Genomic DNA, 14,291 nt, shown 5'->3' with positions numbered 1-14,291 from the left:
GCGCTAGAGCCCACGAATGGAGAAGGATGCGAACCTGAGTGATGGCAAACCGATATAACTGCGACGTATCAAGGATGAGTAGGTTTATGAAAAATAGGTCTTAGGAGTGTTTTTGCGCCAGCTAAGTTATGTCTTCCTTATTTCATTGCCTTGTTCCCTGGAGTTGTCATGAACACCGCCGCATTGCGCGAGCAGATCCAAAAAGCCCAACAACATGAGGCCGAGACCGGCCAACTGACGCGTCAGCTGGAAGCCCAGCTGCCGAACCTGCACGCCGCGATCCAACTGCCGGACATCGACGCCAAGGGCGTGATGACCCGCTTTGTCACCGCGTATATCGAGCAAGTGCCCGACCTGCTGGACGCAGCCAACGAGGTGGCCCGCGAAGCCGGCATCGAATCGCAGATCAAACCGGTGCTGAAAATCGCCGAGCAGTTTTTCCTCCAGCCACCCAAGGTCATGGAGGGTCACGTTGGCCTGGACAGCCTGCTGGACGAAGCCTACCTGGCCCATCGGCTGGTGGAAGAGGTCAACGACCTGTACATCAAGCACTTCGGCCAGCCGCTGATTCCGTTGGATATGACGGTGGCCAACCTGATCGCTCACCATTTGATCGGCGAACCCTTTGCCAATCAACTGGATGAAGCGGTGCATCACGCGGTCGATGAAATGCTCGACGAAGACAGCTTTGCGCTGGAGTCGGTGGAGTCTTACCGGGAAAAACTCAGTAACCCGGACACGGGCGCTGCCTGGAAACGCTGGCCGTGCCTGTCGCGGCAGTTGGGAGTAGGGCTGGAGCTGGATCAGCCGGCGGCTTGATCTGGCTGAAACACTCATCCCTTGTGGGTGTTCACAGAAATTGTGCCCACCACAGATCCCTGTGGGAGCGAGCCTGCTCGCGATAGCGGTTGAACCTGCAACATTAATGTCGACTGATTCACCGCTATCGCGAGCAGGCTCGCTCCCACATTTTGCTCAAGGTGTCAGGTAGCTGCTGCGCCCACTCCCACCGTGGTGCGCAAGCGCCCTTCCAGCCTGCGCTTGAGCCCACGGGATTCGATCAACAACTTCGAACCCTTGCTGGCATTCGCCCGGCCCCATTCTTCCAAAAGCTCCAGGCACGAATGGTCGATGTAGCTCAGGTTATTGAGCGGCACATGCACCGTCGCGCCTGTCGGAATGGTGCCCAGCACCTGGGTCAGCGCCGGAACCTTCAGGAAGGTTGCCGCCCCCACCAGTCGCAATTCCATCTCACCCTCCTGGGGCAGATCGATCAGGCTGATTTTCAGTCGGGAAGCTTTCCAGGCCAGTTTTGCCAGGGTCAGGCCGAAACCGATCAATACGCCGGTCAGCAGGTCGGTGAAGATGATCGCCAGCGCCGTCGCGGCATAGGTGAACATCGGCATCCGGCCATACCGTCCCAGCCCGCGAAACGCCTTGAGATCCACCAGTTTGAAACCGGTGTACACCAACACACCCGCCAGGCTCGCCACCGGAATGCTCTGTAGCACGCTGGACAGCAGAAGCACGAAGAGCAACAGCCACAGGCCATGGAAAATCGTCGACATCCGCGTGGTGGCCCCGGCCTGGACGTTGGCCGAACTGCGCACGATCACGCCGGTCATCGGCAGGGCGCCGAGCAGACCGCAGAGCATGTTACCGATGCCCTGGGCGGACAGTTCCCGGTCGAAGTCTGCGCGTTCGCCGCTGTGCATGCGGTCCACGGCAGCGGCCGAGAGCAGCGTTTCGGCACTGGCGATGAAAGCGACAGCGAAGGCGGCGATCAGCAACGTGGGGTCGGCCAGGTTCAGCAGGTCCGCCGGGCGCAGCCAATCAATGGCTTCGGCAAGGTTCTCCGGGACTTCCACGCGCTTGACCTGCAAGGCCAGCAGCAGGCTGGCAATGGTCGCCAGGCCCACGCCGAGCAAGGCACCGGGAACAAAGCGCAAGCTGTGAGGGCGAAACTTTTCCCACAGCCACATCACCGCAATCGTCGACAAACCGAGCAGACCCGCCTGCCAGCCGAACGACGGCAACGCCTGGGCCACTGCCGCAGGGAACGCCGCCAGATTATCCAGCCCCGACGGCTTAGGCACCGCGTCGAGCATCACATGGACCTGGGACAACACGATCAGCACACCGATACCCGCCAGCATGCCGTAGACCACCGCGGGCGCGGTTACCCGGAACCAGCAGCCCAGGCGAAAGCGCCCGGCCAGTAACTGTAGAAGACCGGCCAACAGCAGAATCGGCCCGAGCATCGCGACGCCGTGCTGGCGCACCAGTTCGAAGACCAGTACCGCCAACCCGGCGGCCGGGCCGCTGACTTGCAACTTGGAGCCGGCCAGAAAACCCACCACCAGACCACCGATGATGCCGGTGATCAGACCTTTGGCCGGTGGCAGGCCGGACGCGATGGCAATGCCCATGCACAAGGGCAGCGCCACCAGAAACACCACCACGGAAGCCAACAGCTCCCGTGGCAGAACAGCTTTTAATTGAGCAGCACGCATGGCGACTCTCCCGAAGTTTTCTTCAGGCATGGCAAGGCCCGACCGCTCAAATGGCAGGCTGGGCTTGTACCACGCAAGGATGTTTAGGAGTGGTTAGAAGCGCGCTTTAGGCGTCGCCACCGGTATCGGATGGCTGCCATCGAGCGGCAGGAAACAGCCCTGGTCCGCGTCGTAGGCTTTGATCTCGCTGGTCTCGATGTTGTACACCCAACCATGGATGAACAATTGGCCGTTGGCCATGCGAGAGGCGACCGAGGGATGCGTTCGCAAATGCTGCAGCTGCGCGATCACGTTCTCTTCGGTGAGGATGGGCATGATCTGTTTTTCGTCGCCGCACGGGCAGTTGTCATGAACCATGGTCTTGGCCACTTCGGCGTGGCGCAACCAGGCTTTGACCGTGGGCATTTTTTCCAGAGTGTCGGGATTCAACACCGCACGCATGGCGCCGCAGTCGGAGTGACCGCAGACGATGATGTGCTGCACACCGAGGGCCAGCACGGCGTATTCGATGGCGGTGGAGACGCCGCCGTTCATCTGCCCGTACGGCGGAACGACGTTGCCGACGTTGCGGGTCACGAACAGGTCGCCTGGGGAGCTATGGGTAATCAGCTCGGGCACGATGCGCGAATCGGCGCAGGTGATGAACATCGCCCTAGGCGCTTGCGCCGTGGCGAGTTTCTTGAAGAGCTCTTCCTGCTGGGGAAAGATTTCGTGATGGAAATGCAAAAAGCCGTCAACAATATGCTGCAGCGCTGCATCGGCGGTTTCCGCCTCGGGTTGGGCTGAAGCCGACGCAGCCAACGGCTGTTTATCCTTGTCACTCATGATTCATCCTCTTTGACGGTATAGCGCCAGTGGCTGGTTAAAAAACATCCAGGTCGAAATGTTCGACTTGTCAGTCACTCGATGAACAAGGTAGCGACCGAAACTTAACTCAAACTGAATCAAAGGCTCTAGAACAACGATTACAGGTGTGACCGGGAAGCAAGCGCCGCTCATGCCTGCCCATGCCCCACGTTCAACTTTAATCAAATCAAAGACATCTGTCGGCCCGGCGGACAAAAGGCGTCGCAATCGAGATTGTAACCGTCCCGGCGCTCAAGCCCCAGACGCTTGAGCGCCTTGGCGAAACGCTGCGCCAGCAGGTCGGCGAACGGGCCTTCGCCACGCATCCGAGAACCGAAGCGGCTGTCATACAGTTCGCCGCCACGGCTCTGGCGAACCAGGCTCAGCACATGAGCGGCGCGTTGCGGGTAGTGCGCCTGCAGCCATTCTTCAAACAGCGGCGCGACCTCCAATGGCAGGCGCAACATGATGTAGGAAGCACTCTGCGCACCGGCGGCGTGGGCCTCGGCCAGCAGATTTTCGATCTCGCTGTCGTTGATCATCGGGATCATCGGCGAACACAGCACTCCCACGGGAATGCCCGCCTCGCGCATGACCTTGATCGCCCGTAATCGGGCCTTGGGCGCCGCCGCGCGCGGTTCGAGGATGCGCTTGAGTTCATCGTCCAGGGTGGTGAGGCTGATCATGACCTTTACCAGGCGCTGTTGCGCCAGCTCGGTCAGCAGGTCCAAGTCGCGCAGAATCAGCGAGCCTTTGGTGACGATGGTCACCGGATGACGGTAGCGCAGCAGCACTTCGAGAATCCGGCGCGTAATGCGATGTTCGCGTTCGATCGGCTGGTAAGGGTCGGTATTGGAGCCCAGGTTGATTGGGGCGCATTGATAGCCACGCCTGGACAGCTGTTCCTCCAGTACGTCGGCGGCATTGGTCTTGGCGATCAGTCTGGTTTCGAAATCCAGCCCGGGCGACATGTCCCAGTAAGCGTGGCTGGGCCGCGCATAGCAGTAGATACAGCCATGTTCGCAGCCCCGGTATGGATTGATGGAGCGGTCGAAAGGCAGATCCGGCGAGGTGTTGCGGGTGATGATGGTCTTGGCCGTTTCGATCCGCACTTCGGTGCCTTGGGTCGGCGGTACTTCCTGATACCAGCCATCATCTTCGACCACCGAGCGACTCGGGGCGAAGCGGTTGTGCGGGTTGGTGGCGGTGCCACGGCCACGGGGCGGAAGAGAGATGGACATTGGAAGGCTCCGTTGCTGTATGTGCATACAGTATTCGCTGGGATTCAATTAGGCCAGCGCCGTTCAGCAGCCCACCGCTATGGATCGTGTTCACGTCGTGTTGACGTCTTGCTCACAGGCCTTTAACCGGCTCGTGCCGAAACTGACCGTCTCGTTCTTCTTCGTTTCGGTCGTCCACGCATGTTCAAACTCTATTCCCGCTCCCTGCTCCTCCTGTCCTTGTTCCTGGTCTTTGCCGAGTCCCAAGCCCTGGCGGCCGATCTGGGCGAGGCAAGGTCTTCCGAATGGGCCCAGCCGGTGGAAAAGCGCTACAACCTTTATCAGATGTCGCCGGCGCTTTACCGCAGCGCCTTGCCGGACGCGGATGCCTTGCCTCTGCTGACGAGGCTCAACATCGGCACAGTCATCACATTTCTGCCGGATTCGGACGCCAGTTGGTTATCCACACCCGGCGTCAAGCAAGTGCAGTTGCCTTATCGCACCAATCATGTGGACGACAGCGACATCCTCGCTGCCTTGCGCGCCATTCAGGCTGCCGAAACCGATGGCCCGGTATTGATGCACTGCAAGCATGGTTCGGACCGCACCGGGTTGGTGGCGGCCATGTACAGGGTGGTCGTACAGGGCTGGAGCAAAGAGGAGGCCTTGAACGAAATGACTGAAGGCGGCTTCGGCAACAACCCGCACTTCAAGGACGGGGTTCGTTACATGATGCGGGCCGATGTTGAGAAGCTCCGCGTTGCGCTGGCCAACGGCGACTGCAGTACCAGCGTTTTTGCTCTTTGCTCGCTGCAAAGCTGGGTCGGTTCCGTCATCACGACTCGTCAGCCCGACCCACAGGTTATTCGCCCTTCACCCTGACAGCTGGCATCCCTGCAAAGGCTGCCACGGACTCGGCCAGAGGCCTTGAATCGCCAGGGCCGAATATTGTTTCACGCAACGCCCGGCCTGTTGTCCCGTTGAACAACCCCTCCTGCTCAAACCTTTGGAACGCGGTGATTGCCAACGCTTTTGACCAGGCATAGGCGTAAATCCGGGCCGCATAACCGGTCACCATGTAATCCAGGCCATTGGGCCAGCGTTCGCTCCCCCATACGGGCAGATGTCCGACTTGGGCGCTGACTTGATCGAATACCTGCTGAGCCGTGCGCCCATCGCCGTGGGTCAGGTGCAGTTCCATGTCAAACAGCGCGTTGCGCAGCAGCGAGGCGGTTTCCCAGCTGGCTTGAGTGTTGGCGAAGGTCAGCAACTGATCGGCGATGGCATCGGGCATGGCCGCGCCGGTCCGGTAATGCTTTGACAGACGGACCAGGCATTGCCGGGTAAAGCACCATTGTTCCAGTAGCACCCCGGCAAATTCCGAGGTGTCCCGGGAGAGCTCGGTGATGCCCGATACGTCGCGATACTCGGCGCGGGTCAACACATGGTGCAAGCAATGGCCGAACTCATGAAAGAGAATTCGTAGTTGCAGATGGTCGAGCAAGACCGGCGATGTATCTGAGCTGCGCGCCAGCCAGCCGTGCAACACGGCGATGGGATGTCGGGGCCGGCCCTCGGCCGTGATGCGGCGGTTTCGCAGGGTGGTGGTGTTCGGGTAACCGTCTCTGTTCGCATCCTCGAACGGATCGAAATAGATGTAGCCGATGGTCTGGTCCCACTCGCGGACTTCGAAAAGACGCACGTCCGGATGCCAGGTGGCCGCGTCAGCGCGTTCGAGAATGTCCACCCCAAACAGATCCTTGGCGATCAGCAATAGCTGTGAAAAGGTGGACTCCAGCTCGAACCAGGCGCTGAGGGCCAGCTTCGAGATGCCGGCCGTATGCTGACGAAGTTTTTCTACCAGATACGGGTAATCCCAAGGTTGAAGCTCGGTGAAACCTTGCTTCCGGGCAAATGCCCTGAGCTGTTCAGCGTCACGGGCAAAGAGGCCTTGTTGCTGTTCAAGCTGATCGCGCAAGAACCCCATCACCTGTTCGGGAGACTCGGCTTGCTCAGGCTCGATGACCATTTGAGCGAAATTCGAATAACCCAGTAACGTCGCATACCGACGACGATCTTCCAGCAAGCGTCTAAGCACCTCGCTGTTATCAAACCGGCCAGCGTCGGGGCCCTGGTCCGAGGCGCGTGTGCTGTAGGCCAGGTAAACCTCTTTGCGCAAAAGACGATTGTCCGCGTAGCTGGTGACGATGCCAAACGATGCATCACTGAGGGTCAGCAGCCATCCCGTGCGCCCGGCCTCGCGGGCCTGTTTGGCCAGCTGTTGTTTGAATTGCGGCGCCAGGCCGCTCAACTGAGCCTCATCGTCGAACGCTTTGCTCCAGGCCTTGTTGGCCTTGTGCAACTGATCGAGGAACAATTCGCGGCCCTGTTGAATGCGTTGCTGCAGGGCTTTCAAATCTGACGCTGCGGTATGGGCCAACCCATGCTGGCGAAACTGGCGCAGGGCCTTCTCCAGAACTCTTTTACGAGGCGGTTCGAAGTGCCTGGCAATCTCGCTGTTGGCCAAGCGCTGATAGAGTTGGAACAATTGGCGATTGTGTCTCAGCGCGCTCTGGAAATCGTGCACCCGTTCGCTGCAGTCGAGCGAAGCCTGGGCCCAGTCGTCTCCTGGCCGGGTGGACGCCAGCAGATCCAGCAGGTCGTCGAAACCCTTCAAGCGGGCGTGAATCTCGTCCATGGCCAACACCAGGTCGTCCCAGGTGGGGAAAGGAGTCTGAGTCTTGATGATGTTGGCCACTTGATCGCGGCTCTCGGCAAGAATCCGGTCGAGGGCCGGTGAAAAATGTTTGGCTTGGATCTGCGCAAAGGGGGGCAGGTCATAGGCCTGCAACAGCGGATTGTCATTGTCGGGCATGGCAGCCTTCCTGTCTGTCTGGACTGGGGAACAGTCTGGAGAGGAAGGCGTGACGCGTTGCGGTATATATGTATCGCTTCCGGGCCGGGCGGCCCGGAAGGTGATGCCGAAGATTTCAGTCGGTTTTTTTCTTCAGCTTGGGATTGGGGAAAAACTGTACCGCCTGGACCTTGGCGTCCGGGACTTTGAGCGCCGATGTGTTGACCCGGGTGCCCAATTCCTTGGGCACCGACAGGCCTTGTTCGTTGAGCGTGTCGGAGTATCCGCAGGCCACACACTCACGGTGCGGCACGCCGTCTTCGTTCCACATCATCAACTTGTCCGGCTCGCTGCACGCCGGGCAGACTGCCCCGGCGATAAAGCGCCTTTTGGTAATCACAGGCCCCTCGCTCATGCTGCTGCGTCCTCGGTCAGGCCGCTGTGGCGCAAGAGTGCGTCAATCGATGGCTCACGGCCACGGAAGTCGACGAACAGCACCATCGGCTCCTGGGAGCCGCCACGGGCCAGGATCGCTTCACGGAAAGCGCGACCGGTGTCGGCGTTGAGCACGCCGTCCTCTTCGAACTTGGAGAACGCATCGGCCGACAACACTTCCGCCCACTTATAGCTGTAGTAGCCCGCCGCATAACCGCCGGCGAAGATGTGGGCAAAGCTGTTGGGGAAGCGGTTGTAGGCCGGTGGACGCATCACCGAGACTTCGTCGCGCACGCCTTCGAGCACTTGCAGCACGCTGCGACCATCGCCATGGGTGGCGTGCAGCTCGAAGTCGAACAGCGAGAACTCCAGTTGGCGGACCATCATCAGGCCGGACTGGAAGTTTTTCGCCGCGAGCATTTTTTCCAGCAGGTCCTGGGGCAGCGGTTCACCGGTTTCATAGTGGCCGGAAATCAGCGCCAGGCCTTCGGGCTCCCAGCACCAGTTTTCCATGAACTGGCTCGGCAGCTCCACGGCATCCCAGGCCACGCCGTTGATGCCGGACACGCCGGCATGTTCGACGCGGGTCAGCAGGTGGTGCAGGCCATGGCCGAACTCGTGGAACAGGGTGGTGACTTCGTCGTGGGTCAGCAGCGCGGGTTTGCCGCTGTCGGCCGGGGTGAAGTTGCACACCAGGTTGGCGACCGGGCTTTGCAGCACGCCATCGAAGGTGCGCCGACGGTCGCGGGCGCCGTCCATCCAGGCGCCGCCGCGCTTGTTGGCGCGGGCGTAGAGATCGAAGAAGAAGCGGCCAACGTGCTGACCGTTCTCCTTGATTTCGAACAGGCGCACGTCCGGATGCCAGCTGTCGAAGCCTTTCAGCTCGGCGATCTCGATGCCGTAGAGGCGCTGCACGATGGCGAACAGGCCGCTCAGTACCTTGTCGATCGGGAAGTAGGCGCGCAGGGCTTCCTGGGCCACGCTGTAACGCTGCTGGCGCAGCTTTTCACCGTAGAAGCCGCTGTCCCAGCTTTGCAGGTCGGGGCAGCCCTGTTCGGCGGCGAACGCCTTCAGCTGTTCCAGATCCAGGGCGGCGAATGGTTTGCTGCGCTTGGCCAGGTCGCGCAGGAAACTGAGCACCTGATCGCTGGATTCGGCCATTTTGGTCGCCAGGCTCAACTCGGCGAAGTTGGCGAAGCCCAGCAGTTGGGCCAATTCCTGGCGCAGGTCGAGGATTTCTTCCATCACCGGAGTGTTATCGTTCTGACCGGCGTTGGGGCCTTGGTCTGACGCGCGTGTGCAGTACGCGGCATAGACTTCTTCACGCAGGGCGCGGTCTTCGGCGTAGGTCATCACCGCGTAATAGCTGGGGAATTCCAGGTTGATCAGCCAACCGTCCAGCTCTTTGGCCTGGGCGGCCGCGGCCATTTGCGCCTTGGCCGAGTCGGTCAGGCCGGCGAGGGCGGCCTCAGAGGTGATGTGTTTGGTCCAGGCCTGGGTCGCGTCCAGCAATTGGTTGGAGAAGCGGCTGCCCAGTTCCGACAGTTTGCTTTGCACTTCGGCATAGCGTTGCTGCTGCTCGGGCGGCAGATCGATACCCGACAGACGGAAGTCCCGCAGGGAATGTTCCAGGATGGTTTTCTGCGCCACGTCGAAACCGGCGGCTTCGGGGCTGCTCGCCAAGGCTTCGAAGGCCTGGAACAGCTCGCGGTTCTGGCCCAGCTCCGTGGAGTAAGCACTCAGCGCCGGCAGGCAGGCCTCGTAGGCTTCGCGCAGTTCGGGGCTGTTACGCACGGCGTTCAAATGGCTCACCGGGCTCCAGGCCGCGCCCAGGCGATCATTGAGCTCGTCCATCGCCAGCACCAGGCCGGCCCAGGTAGGCTGAGTGCCCTGGGTCTTGAGGATCTCGGCAATGGCGGCACGGTTGTCAGCCAGGATCTGCTCGATGGCCGGTTGCACGTGCTCGGCACGGATCGTCGAGAACGGCGGCAGGTCGTAGGGTTGCAAAAGAGGGTTGTTCACGCTCACGGTTGACACCTTGGCTGGAAGAAACATGGACCCATCTTAATTACAATCGACGTTCACCGCAGCTAGCAGCGCCTATCACCGGATAAGAGAGAGCCTATCGTGACCCTTCGCACGTACCAGAATCACAGCCCACGGCTTGCCCGCGGCGCTTTTGTCGACAGCACTGCGGTGGTGATCGGCGACGTTGAAATCGGCGAAGACGGCTCCGTCTGGCCGCTGACGGTCATTCGCGGCGACATGCACCGCATCCGCATTGGTGCCCGTACCAGCGTCCAGGATGGCTGCGTGCTGCACATCACCCACGCCGGCCCCTTCAATCCCGATGGCTTCCCGCTGCTGATCGGCGATGACGTGACCATTGCCCACAAGGTCATGCTCCATGGCTGCTCGGTGGGCAGCCGGGTCTTGATCGGCATGGGCAGCATCGTCATGGACGGCGCGGTGGTTGAAGATGACGTGATCATCGGCGCCGGCAGCCTTGTACCGCCGGGCAAACGCCTGGAGAGCGGCTTCCTGTATGTAGGCAGCCCGGTAAAACAGGCCCGACCGCTGACCGACAAGGAACGCGCCTTTTTCACCTACAGCGCGGCGAACTACGTGAAGCTCAAGGACCTGCATCTGGCCGAAGGCTACGACCGGCTCTGAATCGTCCCGCCCTTACCCAGGAATTTGCATGCATTACCAGACCGTACTCTTCGACCTCGACGGCACCCTCACCGACCCCCGCGAGGGCATTACCCGTTCGATCCAGTTCGCCCTGAGCCAACTGGGCATCGACGAACCCGACCTGACCCGTCTCGAACACTTTATCGGCCCGCCACTGTTGCAGGCCTTCATGCAGTTTTATGACTTCGATGAGGCGAAAGCCTGGGAGGCGGTGAATTTCTATCGCGAACGCTTCAAGGTCACCGGGTTGTACGAAAACCGCGTCTTCGACGGTGTGATGCCCCTGCTGGAAACCCTGGGCGAGCAGGGCCGGCAGTTGTACATCGCCACCTCCAAACCCTGGGTCTTCGCCCGCGAAATCGCCCGCCACTTCGACTTCGCCCGGCACTTCAAAGTGATCTATGGCAGTGAGCTGGACGGTACGCGGACCGACAAAGTTGAGTTGATTGCTCACCTGATGGCTGAAGAAGGGCTCGACCCGGCGAATACCTTGATGATTGGCGACCGCAAACACGATTTGATTGGGGCTCGTAGCAATGGGCTGGATGCGGCGGCGGTGGGCTATGGGTTTGGCAGTTATGAGGAGCTGAATGCCGAGGGCCCGGCGTATCACTTTCAGACGCTGGATGAGTTGCATCGGGCGTTTTTGCAGGGGTAGTCATATTGCGATCGCGGGCAAGCCTTGCTCCCACAGGGGGCGGTGTTGTACATGCAAGCCGCGTTCACTGAGATCTATTGTGGGAGCGAGCCTTCTCGCGATGAGGCCGGATCAATCACCAGAACTTTTCGATCCTGCCAGCGCCTTCAGTGCCGCTTTGCGCTCATCAATCGGCAAACTGCCAAGCTTTTCCACTGCGGCATAAAACGCAACCCAGTCTCCGCCTTCCTGTTGAAACAGCGCCGCAAACGCTGGCACCCACTGGCTATACAACCCGAACGGCAATAGCCGTGCATTGTTCAGCGGCGCATAGACCCAGGCGTCGAAGTATTTGTCGCCCGCCCACTGGGTATCGCGCAGTTGTTCATAGTTGCTGCGCAGGCGCTGGAACTCTTCGCCCTTGCGCTGGCGCATCTGTTCGGCTGGCAGGGGTTGGGTATAGAGCTGTTCCAGCCGCTGACGCGTGTCCAGGACCAGTTGGATGAATTGCTCGCGCTGGCGCATCCGTTTGCCATTGTCCGGCGCCAGCCCGCGACTGGCGCGCCATTGCCGGGTGCCTTGCTGTTCGACGAAGGTGGCAAAGGATTCATTGAATTCGGTGTCGTCCTTTACGTAGAAGCGCTGGTGCGCCAGTTCATGAAAGATCAGCGTCGCCAGGCGTTCGTCGCCCCAGTGCATCATCGAGCTCAGGATCGGGTCGTTGAACCAGCCCAGCGTCGAGTAGGCCTCTACGCCACCAATCGCCACATCCATGCCCCGCAAGCGTTGCAAGGCTGCCTCGCCACGGGCGGCGCCCTGGCTGTAGTAGCCGCGATAGGCCACGCAACCGGCGATGGGGAAACAGTGGTTTTGCGGGGCCAGGGAAAATTCTGGCGTGGCGAAGACATTCCAGACCACGAATGGGCGGCCAATGTCCGCATACAGGCGGTAGCTTTTGTTGTCCGGCAGGTGCAACTGCGCACTGGCGAATGTGCGTGCCGCACGCGCCTCGGCCAGATGAGCCCGCAATGTGGGATCACGGGCGGGGTCGGCAATCACTTGGTCGATTGGCTCGCGGGCCTGCAACAGCCGTAGCTGTCCACTGGCGAGTTGACTGTAGTAACCCACGCTTGCACAACCGTTGAGTAACGAAAGCAGGAGGCCTGGAAACAAAATCCGGAAAACACGGTCGAGTAACCGATGGCTTGGATGCGGCCTGATCAATTGGAATCACCCTGGGAAAGTCTGCCCACAAGACTATCCCGCCTGCCTGGAGCTTCGCTATGCGCGTATTGATGCTGACGAGTGGCTTGTTGCTGCTGACCGGTTGCGCCGGTTTGCCTGATCCTGATCCGTCGCAGGCATGGATCGACCTGGGAAGCCATCAGGACACGGCGCTGCAAGCGCTGGAAGTCGATGACAAGACGTCTCTCGACCGACGTTATTTTGAAGTGCAGCCGGGCAGCCATGAGCTGACGGTGCGTTATCAATTTGCCGTCGAGCCCGGCAACATCGGCCCGAATGCCGAGCCACTGTGGCGCGATTGCCGGTTGAATGTGAAGTTCAAGGACTTCAACGCAGGCCAGCGTTATCAGTTGCAGGCTGGCAACATCGGTTTCCGTCCATGGGCCAAGCTCTATGATCAACAGCGAAAAGTCGTGGGCCAAGGCACGCCAGCAGGCTGTCAGCAAAGCTGATCGGCGCTATTCTCATTGTCTGACTTCAGGAAATCATCATGCGCCTACCTCTGCTGCTATTGGCCTTTGTCTCCATGAGCGGCTGTGCAACCAGCCCGCCGCCCAAGGTTGATCCGAACATGGCCTGGATCGACTTCGCCACGCCCATGCCGGGCGGCAAGATGCTGATGGCTGAAAGCCTGGATGGCCAACGACTGCAGGACGGACGTTTCTTCCAGGTTTCTCCGGGCAGCCACGAACTGAAAGTGCGTTTCGACTTCGAGGTGCCTGGCGGTGGTGGGCTGGGTATGCAAGCCGAGCCGCAAGAGCGGCTGTGCTACATGCTTGTGCGTTACGACCATTTCGAGGCGGGCCAGCGTTATCGCCTGGAGGGTCGCAATCTGGCGTTTACCCCCAGCGCCCGACTCTATAACGCCAAGCGTGAAATCGTGGCCGAAGAACGGCAGGTCAATTGCGTTCCGTAGGACGGCTTAGCTGTCGTTCTTCTGGTAGATGATCTTTTTGGTGCCGTTTTCGCACCTGCCCACGACCATATTTTCATCATGCACCTCATCATTGGTCACGATTTCCAATGTGTAGGAAGGCACGTTATTCGCCTGGATCTTCGCTTCGATTTCCGCTTTCAGTTCTTCACAGGATTTGGGGGCCGCGAGGGCCGACGTGGCCAATGCGCAACTGATGACCGCCAGGGCGAATCGTTTCATGCTCGAATTCCTCATGACAGCGCGCACTGCCTGTGCGCTGAAACTGCAGGTGTGCATTCGACCACAATTGCTGCAGGGTAAACAGATCACAGCCTTCAGCCGCAGCTGAAGGCTGTGATGGGTATCGCATCAGCTCACCAGCGTCGCATCCAGCGTAATCTTGGCGTTCAGCACTTTGGAAACCGGGCAACCTTCCTTGGCCTTGTTGCTCAGCTCTTCGAATTGCTCCTGGCTGGCGCCGGGGATCTTCGCTTTAAGCGTCAGTTTCACTGCCGTAATCGCAAAGCCGCCCTCGACCTGATCGAGGGTGACATCGGCGTTGGTATCGATACTGCTGGCTGTGAGCCCAGCCTCGCCAAGGATCATCGAAAACGCCATGGAGAAGCAGCCCGCATGGGCCGCGCCGATCAGTTCTTCCGGGTTGGTGCCCTTGCCGCCTTCGAAGCGCGCCTTGAAGCCATAGGGGGCTTCGCGCAGCACGCCGGTTTCCGTGGAGATGGAGCCGATGCCGGTTTTCAGGTCACCTTCCCAATGAGCCGATGCTTTCTTGATGATAGCCATGTCTGCCTCCTCAATATCCGGCGCGAGGGTTCGCGCCTGGGTGTTTTTCGTTGTCAGGGTTGTGAGGATAGACCGCCCGATAAAGTTCATCCTGTCGATTAGCCGACCGATTTAGTAGGAAATTTCATGG

Annotated in this window: 15 protein-coding genes; 6 read left to right on the top strand and 9 right to left on the bottom strand. The window is 60.1% G+C overall.

The window, feature by feature from the left end; genetic code table 11:
- Nucleotides 1-168: 168 nt before the first annotated feature.
- Nucleotides 169-819 carry a hypothetical protein gene (locus tag T3A99_RS15220; RefSeq protein ID WP_047230055.1) on the top strand — a complete coding sequence of 217 codons (651 nt, stop codon included), beginning with the start codon at nt 169-171 and terminating at the stop codon, nt 817-819.
- 164 nt (nt 820-983) lie between these two features.
- On the opposite strand, the gene T3A99_RS15215 is transcribed toward T3A99_RS15220, so the two are convergent.
- The 3 genes from T3A99_RS15215 to T3A99_RS15205 form a co-directional block, all read right to left on the bottom strand.
- Entirely contained in the window at nt 984-2,513 is a 1,530-nt protein-coding gene (locus T3A99_RS15215; RefSeq protein WP_047230056.1) for a SulP family inorganic anion transporter, read from the bottom strand.
- 93 nt (nt 2,514-2,606) lie between these two features.
- Nucleotides 2,607-3,338 carry a carbonic anhydrase gene (locus T3A99_RS15210; protein ID WP_047230057.1) on the bottom strand — a complete coding sequence of 244 codons (732 nt, stop codon included), beginning with the start codon at nt 3,336-3,338 and terminating at the stop codon, nt 2,607-2,609.
- A 203-nt stretch (nt 3,339-3,541) separates the two neighbouring features.
- Nucleotides 3,542-4,600 carry a PA0069 family radical SAM protein gene (locus tag T3A99_RS15205; protein WP_107323208.1) on the bottom strand — a complete coding sequence of 353 codons (1,059 nt, stop codon included), beginning with the start codon at nt 4,598-4,600 and terminating at the stop codon, nt 3,542-3,544.
- A 180-nt stretch (nt 4,601-4,780) separates the two neighbouring features.
- Between T3A99_RS15205 and T3A99_RS15200 the strand changes: the two genes are divergently transcribed.
- On the top strand, nt 4,781-5,461 hold the full coding sequence (locus tag T3A99_RS15200) for a tyrosine-protein phosphatase (protein WP_173406339.1): 681 nt from the start codon (nt 4,781-4,783) through the stop codon (nt 5,459-5,461).
- On the opposite strand, the gene T3A99_RS15195 is transcribed toward T3A99_RS15200, so the two are convergent.
- The 3 genes from T3A99_RS15195 to prlC form a co-directional block, all read right to left on the bottom strand.
- Nucleotides 5,442-7,454: a M3 family metallopeptidase gene (locus tag T3A99_RS15195; RefSeq protein WP_322834529.1), complete on the bottom strand. Its 2,013-nt coding sequence runs from the start codon at nt 7,452-7,454 to the stop codon at nt 5,442-5,444. The two genes, T3A99_RS15200 and T3A99_RS15195, sit on opposite strands and share 20 nt — an antisense overlap.
- A 115-nt stretch (nt 7,455-7,569) precedes the next feature.
- On the bottom strand, nt 7,570-7,848 hold the full coding sequence (locus T3A99_RS15190) for a YheV family putative zinc ribbon protein (RefSeq protein ID WP_047230061.1): 279 nt from the start codon (nt 7,846-7,848) through the stop codon (nt 7,570-7,572).
- Nucleotides 7,845-9,923 carry an oligopeptidase A gene (prlC, locus tag T3A99_RS15185; RefSeq protein WP_322834528.1) on the bottom strand — a complete coding sequence of 693 codons (2,079 nt, stop codon included), beginning with the start codon at nt 9,921-9,923 and terminating at the stop codon, nt 7,845-7,847. The genes T3A99_RS15190 and prlC overlap by 4 nt, the downstream gene beginning before the upstream one ends.
- 72 nt (nt 9,924-9,995) lie before the next feature.
- On the opposite strand from prlC, the gene T3A99_RS15180 reads away from it, so the two are divergent.
- On the top strand, nt 9,996-10,541 hold the full coding sequence (locus tag T3A99_RS15180) for a gamma carbonic anhydrase family protein (protein WP_322834527.1): 546 nt from the start codon (nt 9,996-9,998) through the stop codon (nt 10,539-10,541).
- A gap of 28 nt (nt 10,542-10,569) precedes the next feature.
- Nucleotides 10,570-11,220 carry an HAD family hydrolase gene (locus tag T3A99_RS15175; protein WP_047230063.1) on the top strand — a complete coding sequence of 217 codons (651 nt, stop codon included), beginning with the start codon at nt 10,570-10,572 and terminating at the stop codon, nt 11,218-11,220.
- Nucleotides 11,221-11,331: 111 nt separating this feature from the next.
- Here the strand turns inward: T3A99_RS15175 and T3A99_RS15170 are convergent, their stop codons facing one another.
- On the bottom strand, nt 11,332-12,423 hold the full coding sequence (locus T3A99_RS15170) for an aminopeptidase (RefSeq protein WP_322834526.1): 1,092 nt from the start codon (nt 12,421-12,423) through the stop codon (nt 11,332-11,334).
- Between the two features lie 59 nt (nt 12,424-12,482).
- On the opposite strand from T3A99_RS15170, the gene T3A99_RS15165 reads away from it, so the two are divergent.
- Together T3A99_RS15165 and T3A99_RS15160 are read left to right on the top strand one after the other, a co-directional pair.
- Nucleotides 12,483-12,896: a hypothetical protein gene (locus T3A99_RS15165; RefSeq protein WP_322834525.1), complete on the top strand. Its 414-nt coding sequence runs from the start codon at nt 12,483-12,485 to the stop codon at nt 12,894-12,896.
- 38 nt (nt 12,897-12,934) lie between these two features.
- Complete coding sequence (locus tag T3A99_RS15160; RefSeq protein ID WP_047230067.1) at nt 12,935-13,360, top strand: hypothetical protein; 426 nt, start codon at nt 12,935-12,937, stop codon at nt 13,358-13,360.
- 6 nt (nt 13,361-13,366) lie between these two features.
- On the opposite strand, the gene T3A99_RS15155 is transcribed toward T3A99_RS15160, so the two are convergent.
- Nucleotides 13,367-13,600, bottom strand: coding sequence for a DUF1161 domain-containing protein (locus tag T3A99_RS15155; RefSeq protein WP_076383123.1), 234 nt, complete (start codon nt 13,598-13,600; stop codon nt 13,367-13,369).
- Nucleotides 13,601-13,729: 129 nt separating this feature from the next.
- Nucleotides 13,730-14,161, bottom strand: a complete 432-nt coding sequence (locus T3A99_RS15150; RefSeq protein WP_047230069.1) for an OsmC family protein — start codon at nt 14,159-14,161, stop codon at nt 13,730-13,732.
- Nucleotides 14,162-14,291 lie beyond the last annotated feature (130 nt).

Source organism: Pseudomonas sp. N-137, from assembly GCF_034555295.1.
Classification (GTDB): Bacteria; Pseudomonadota; Gammaproteobacteria; order Pseudomonadales; family Pseudomonadaceae; genus Aquipseudomonas; species Aquipseudomonas rhizophila.
Note: the sequence above shows the minus strand (reverse complement) of the source record. Positions and strands in the feature narration are given on the sequence as shown.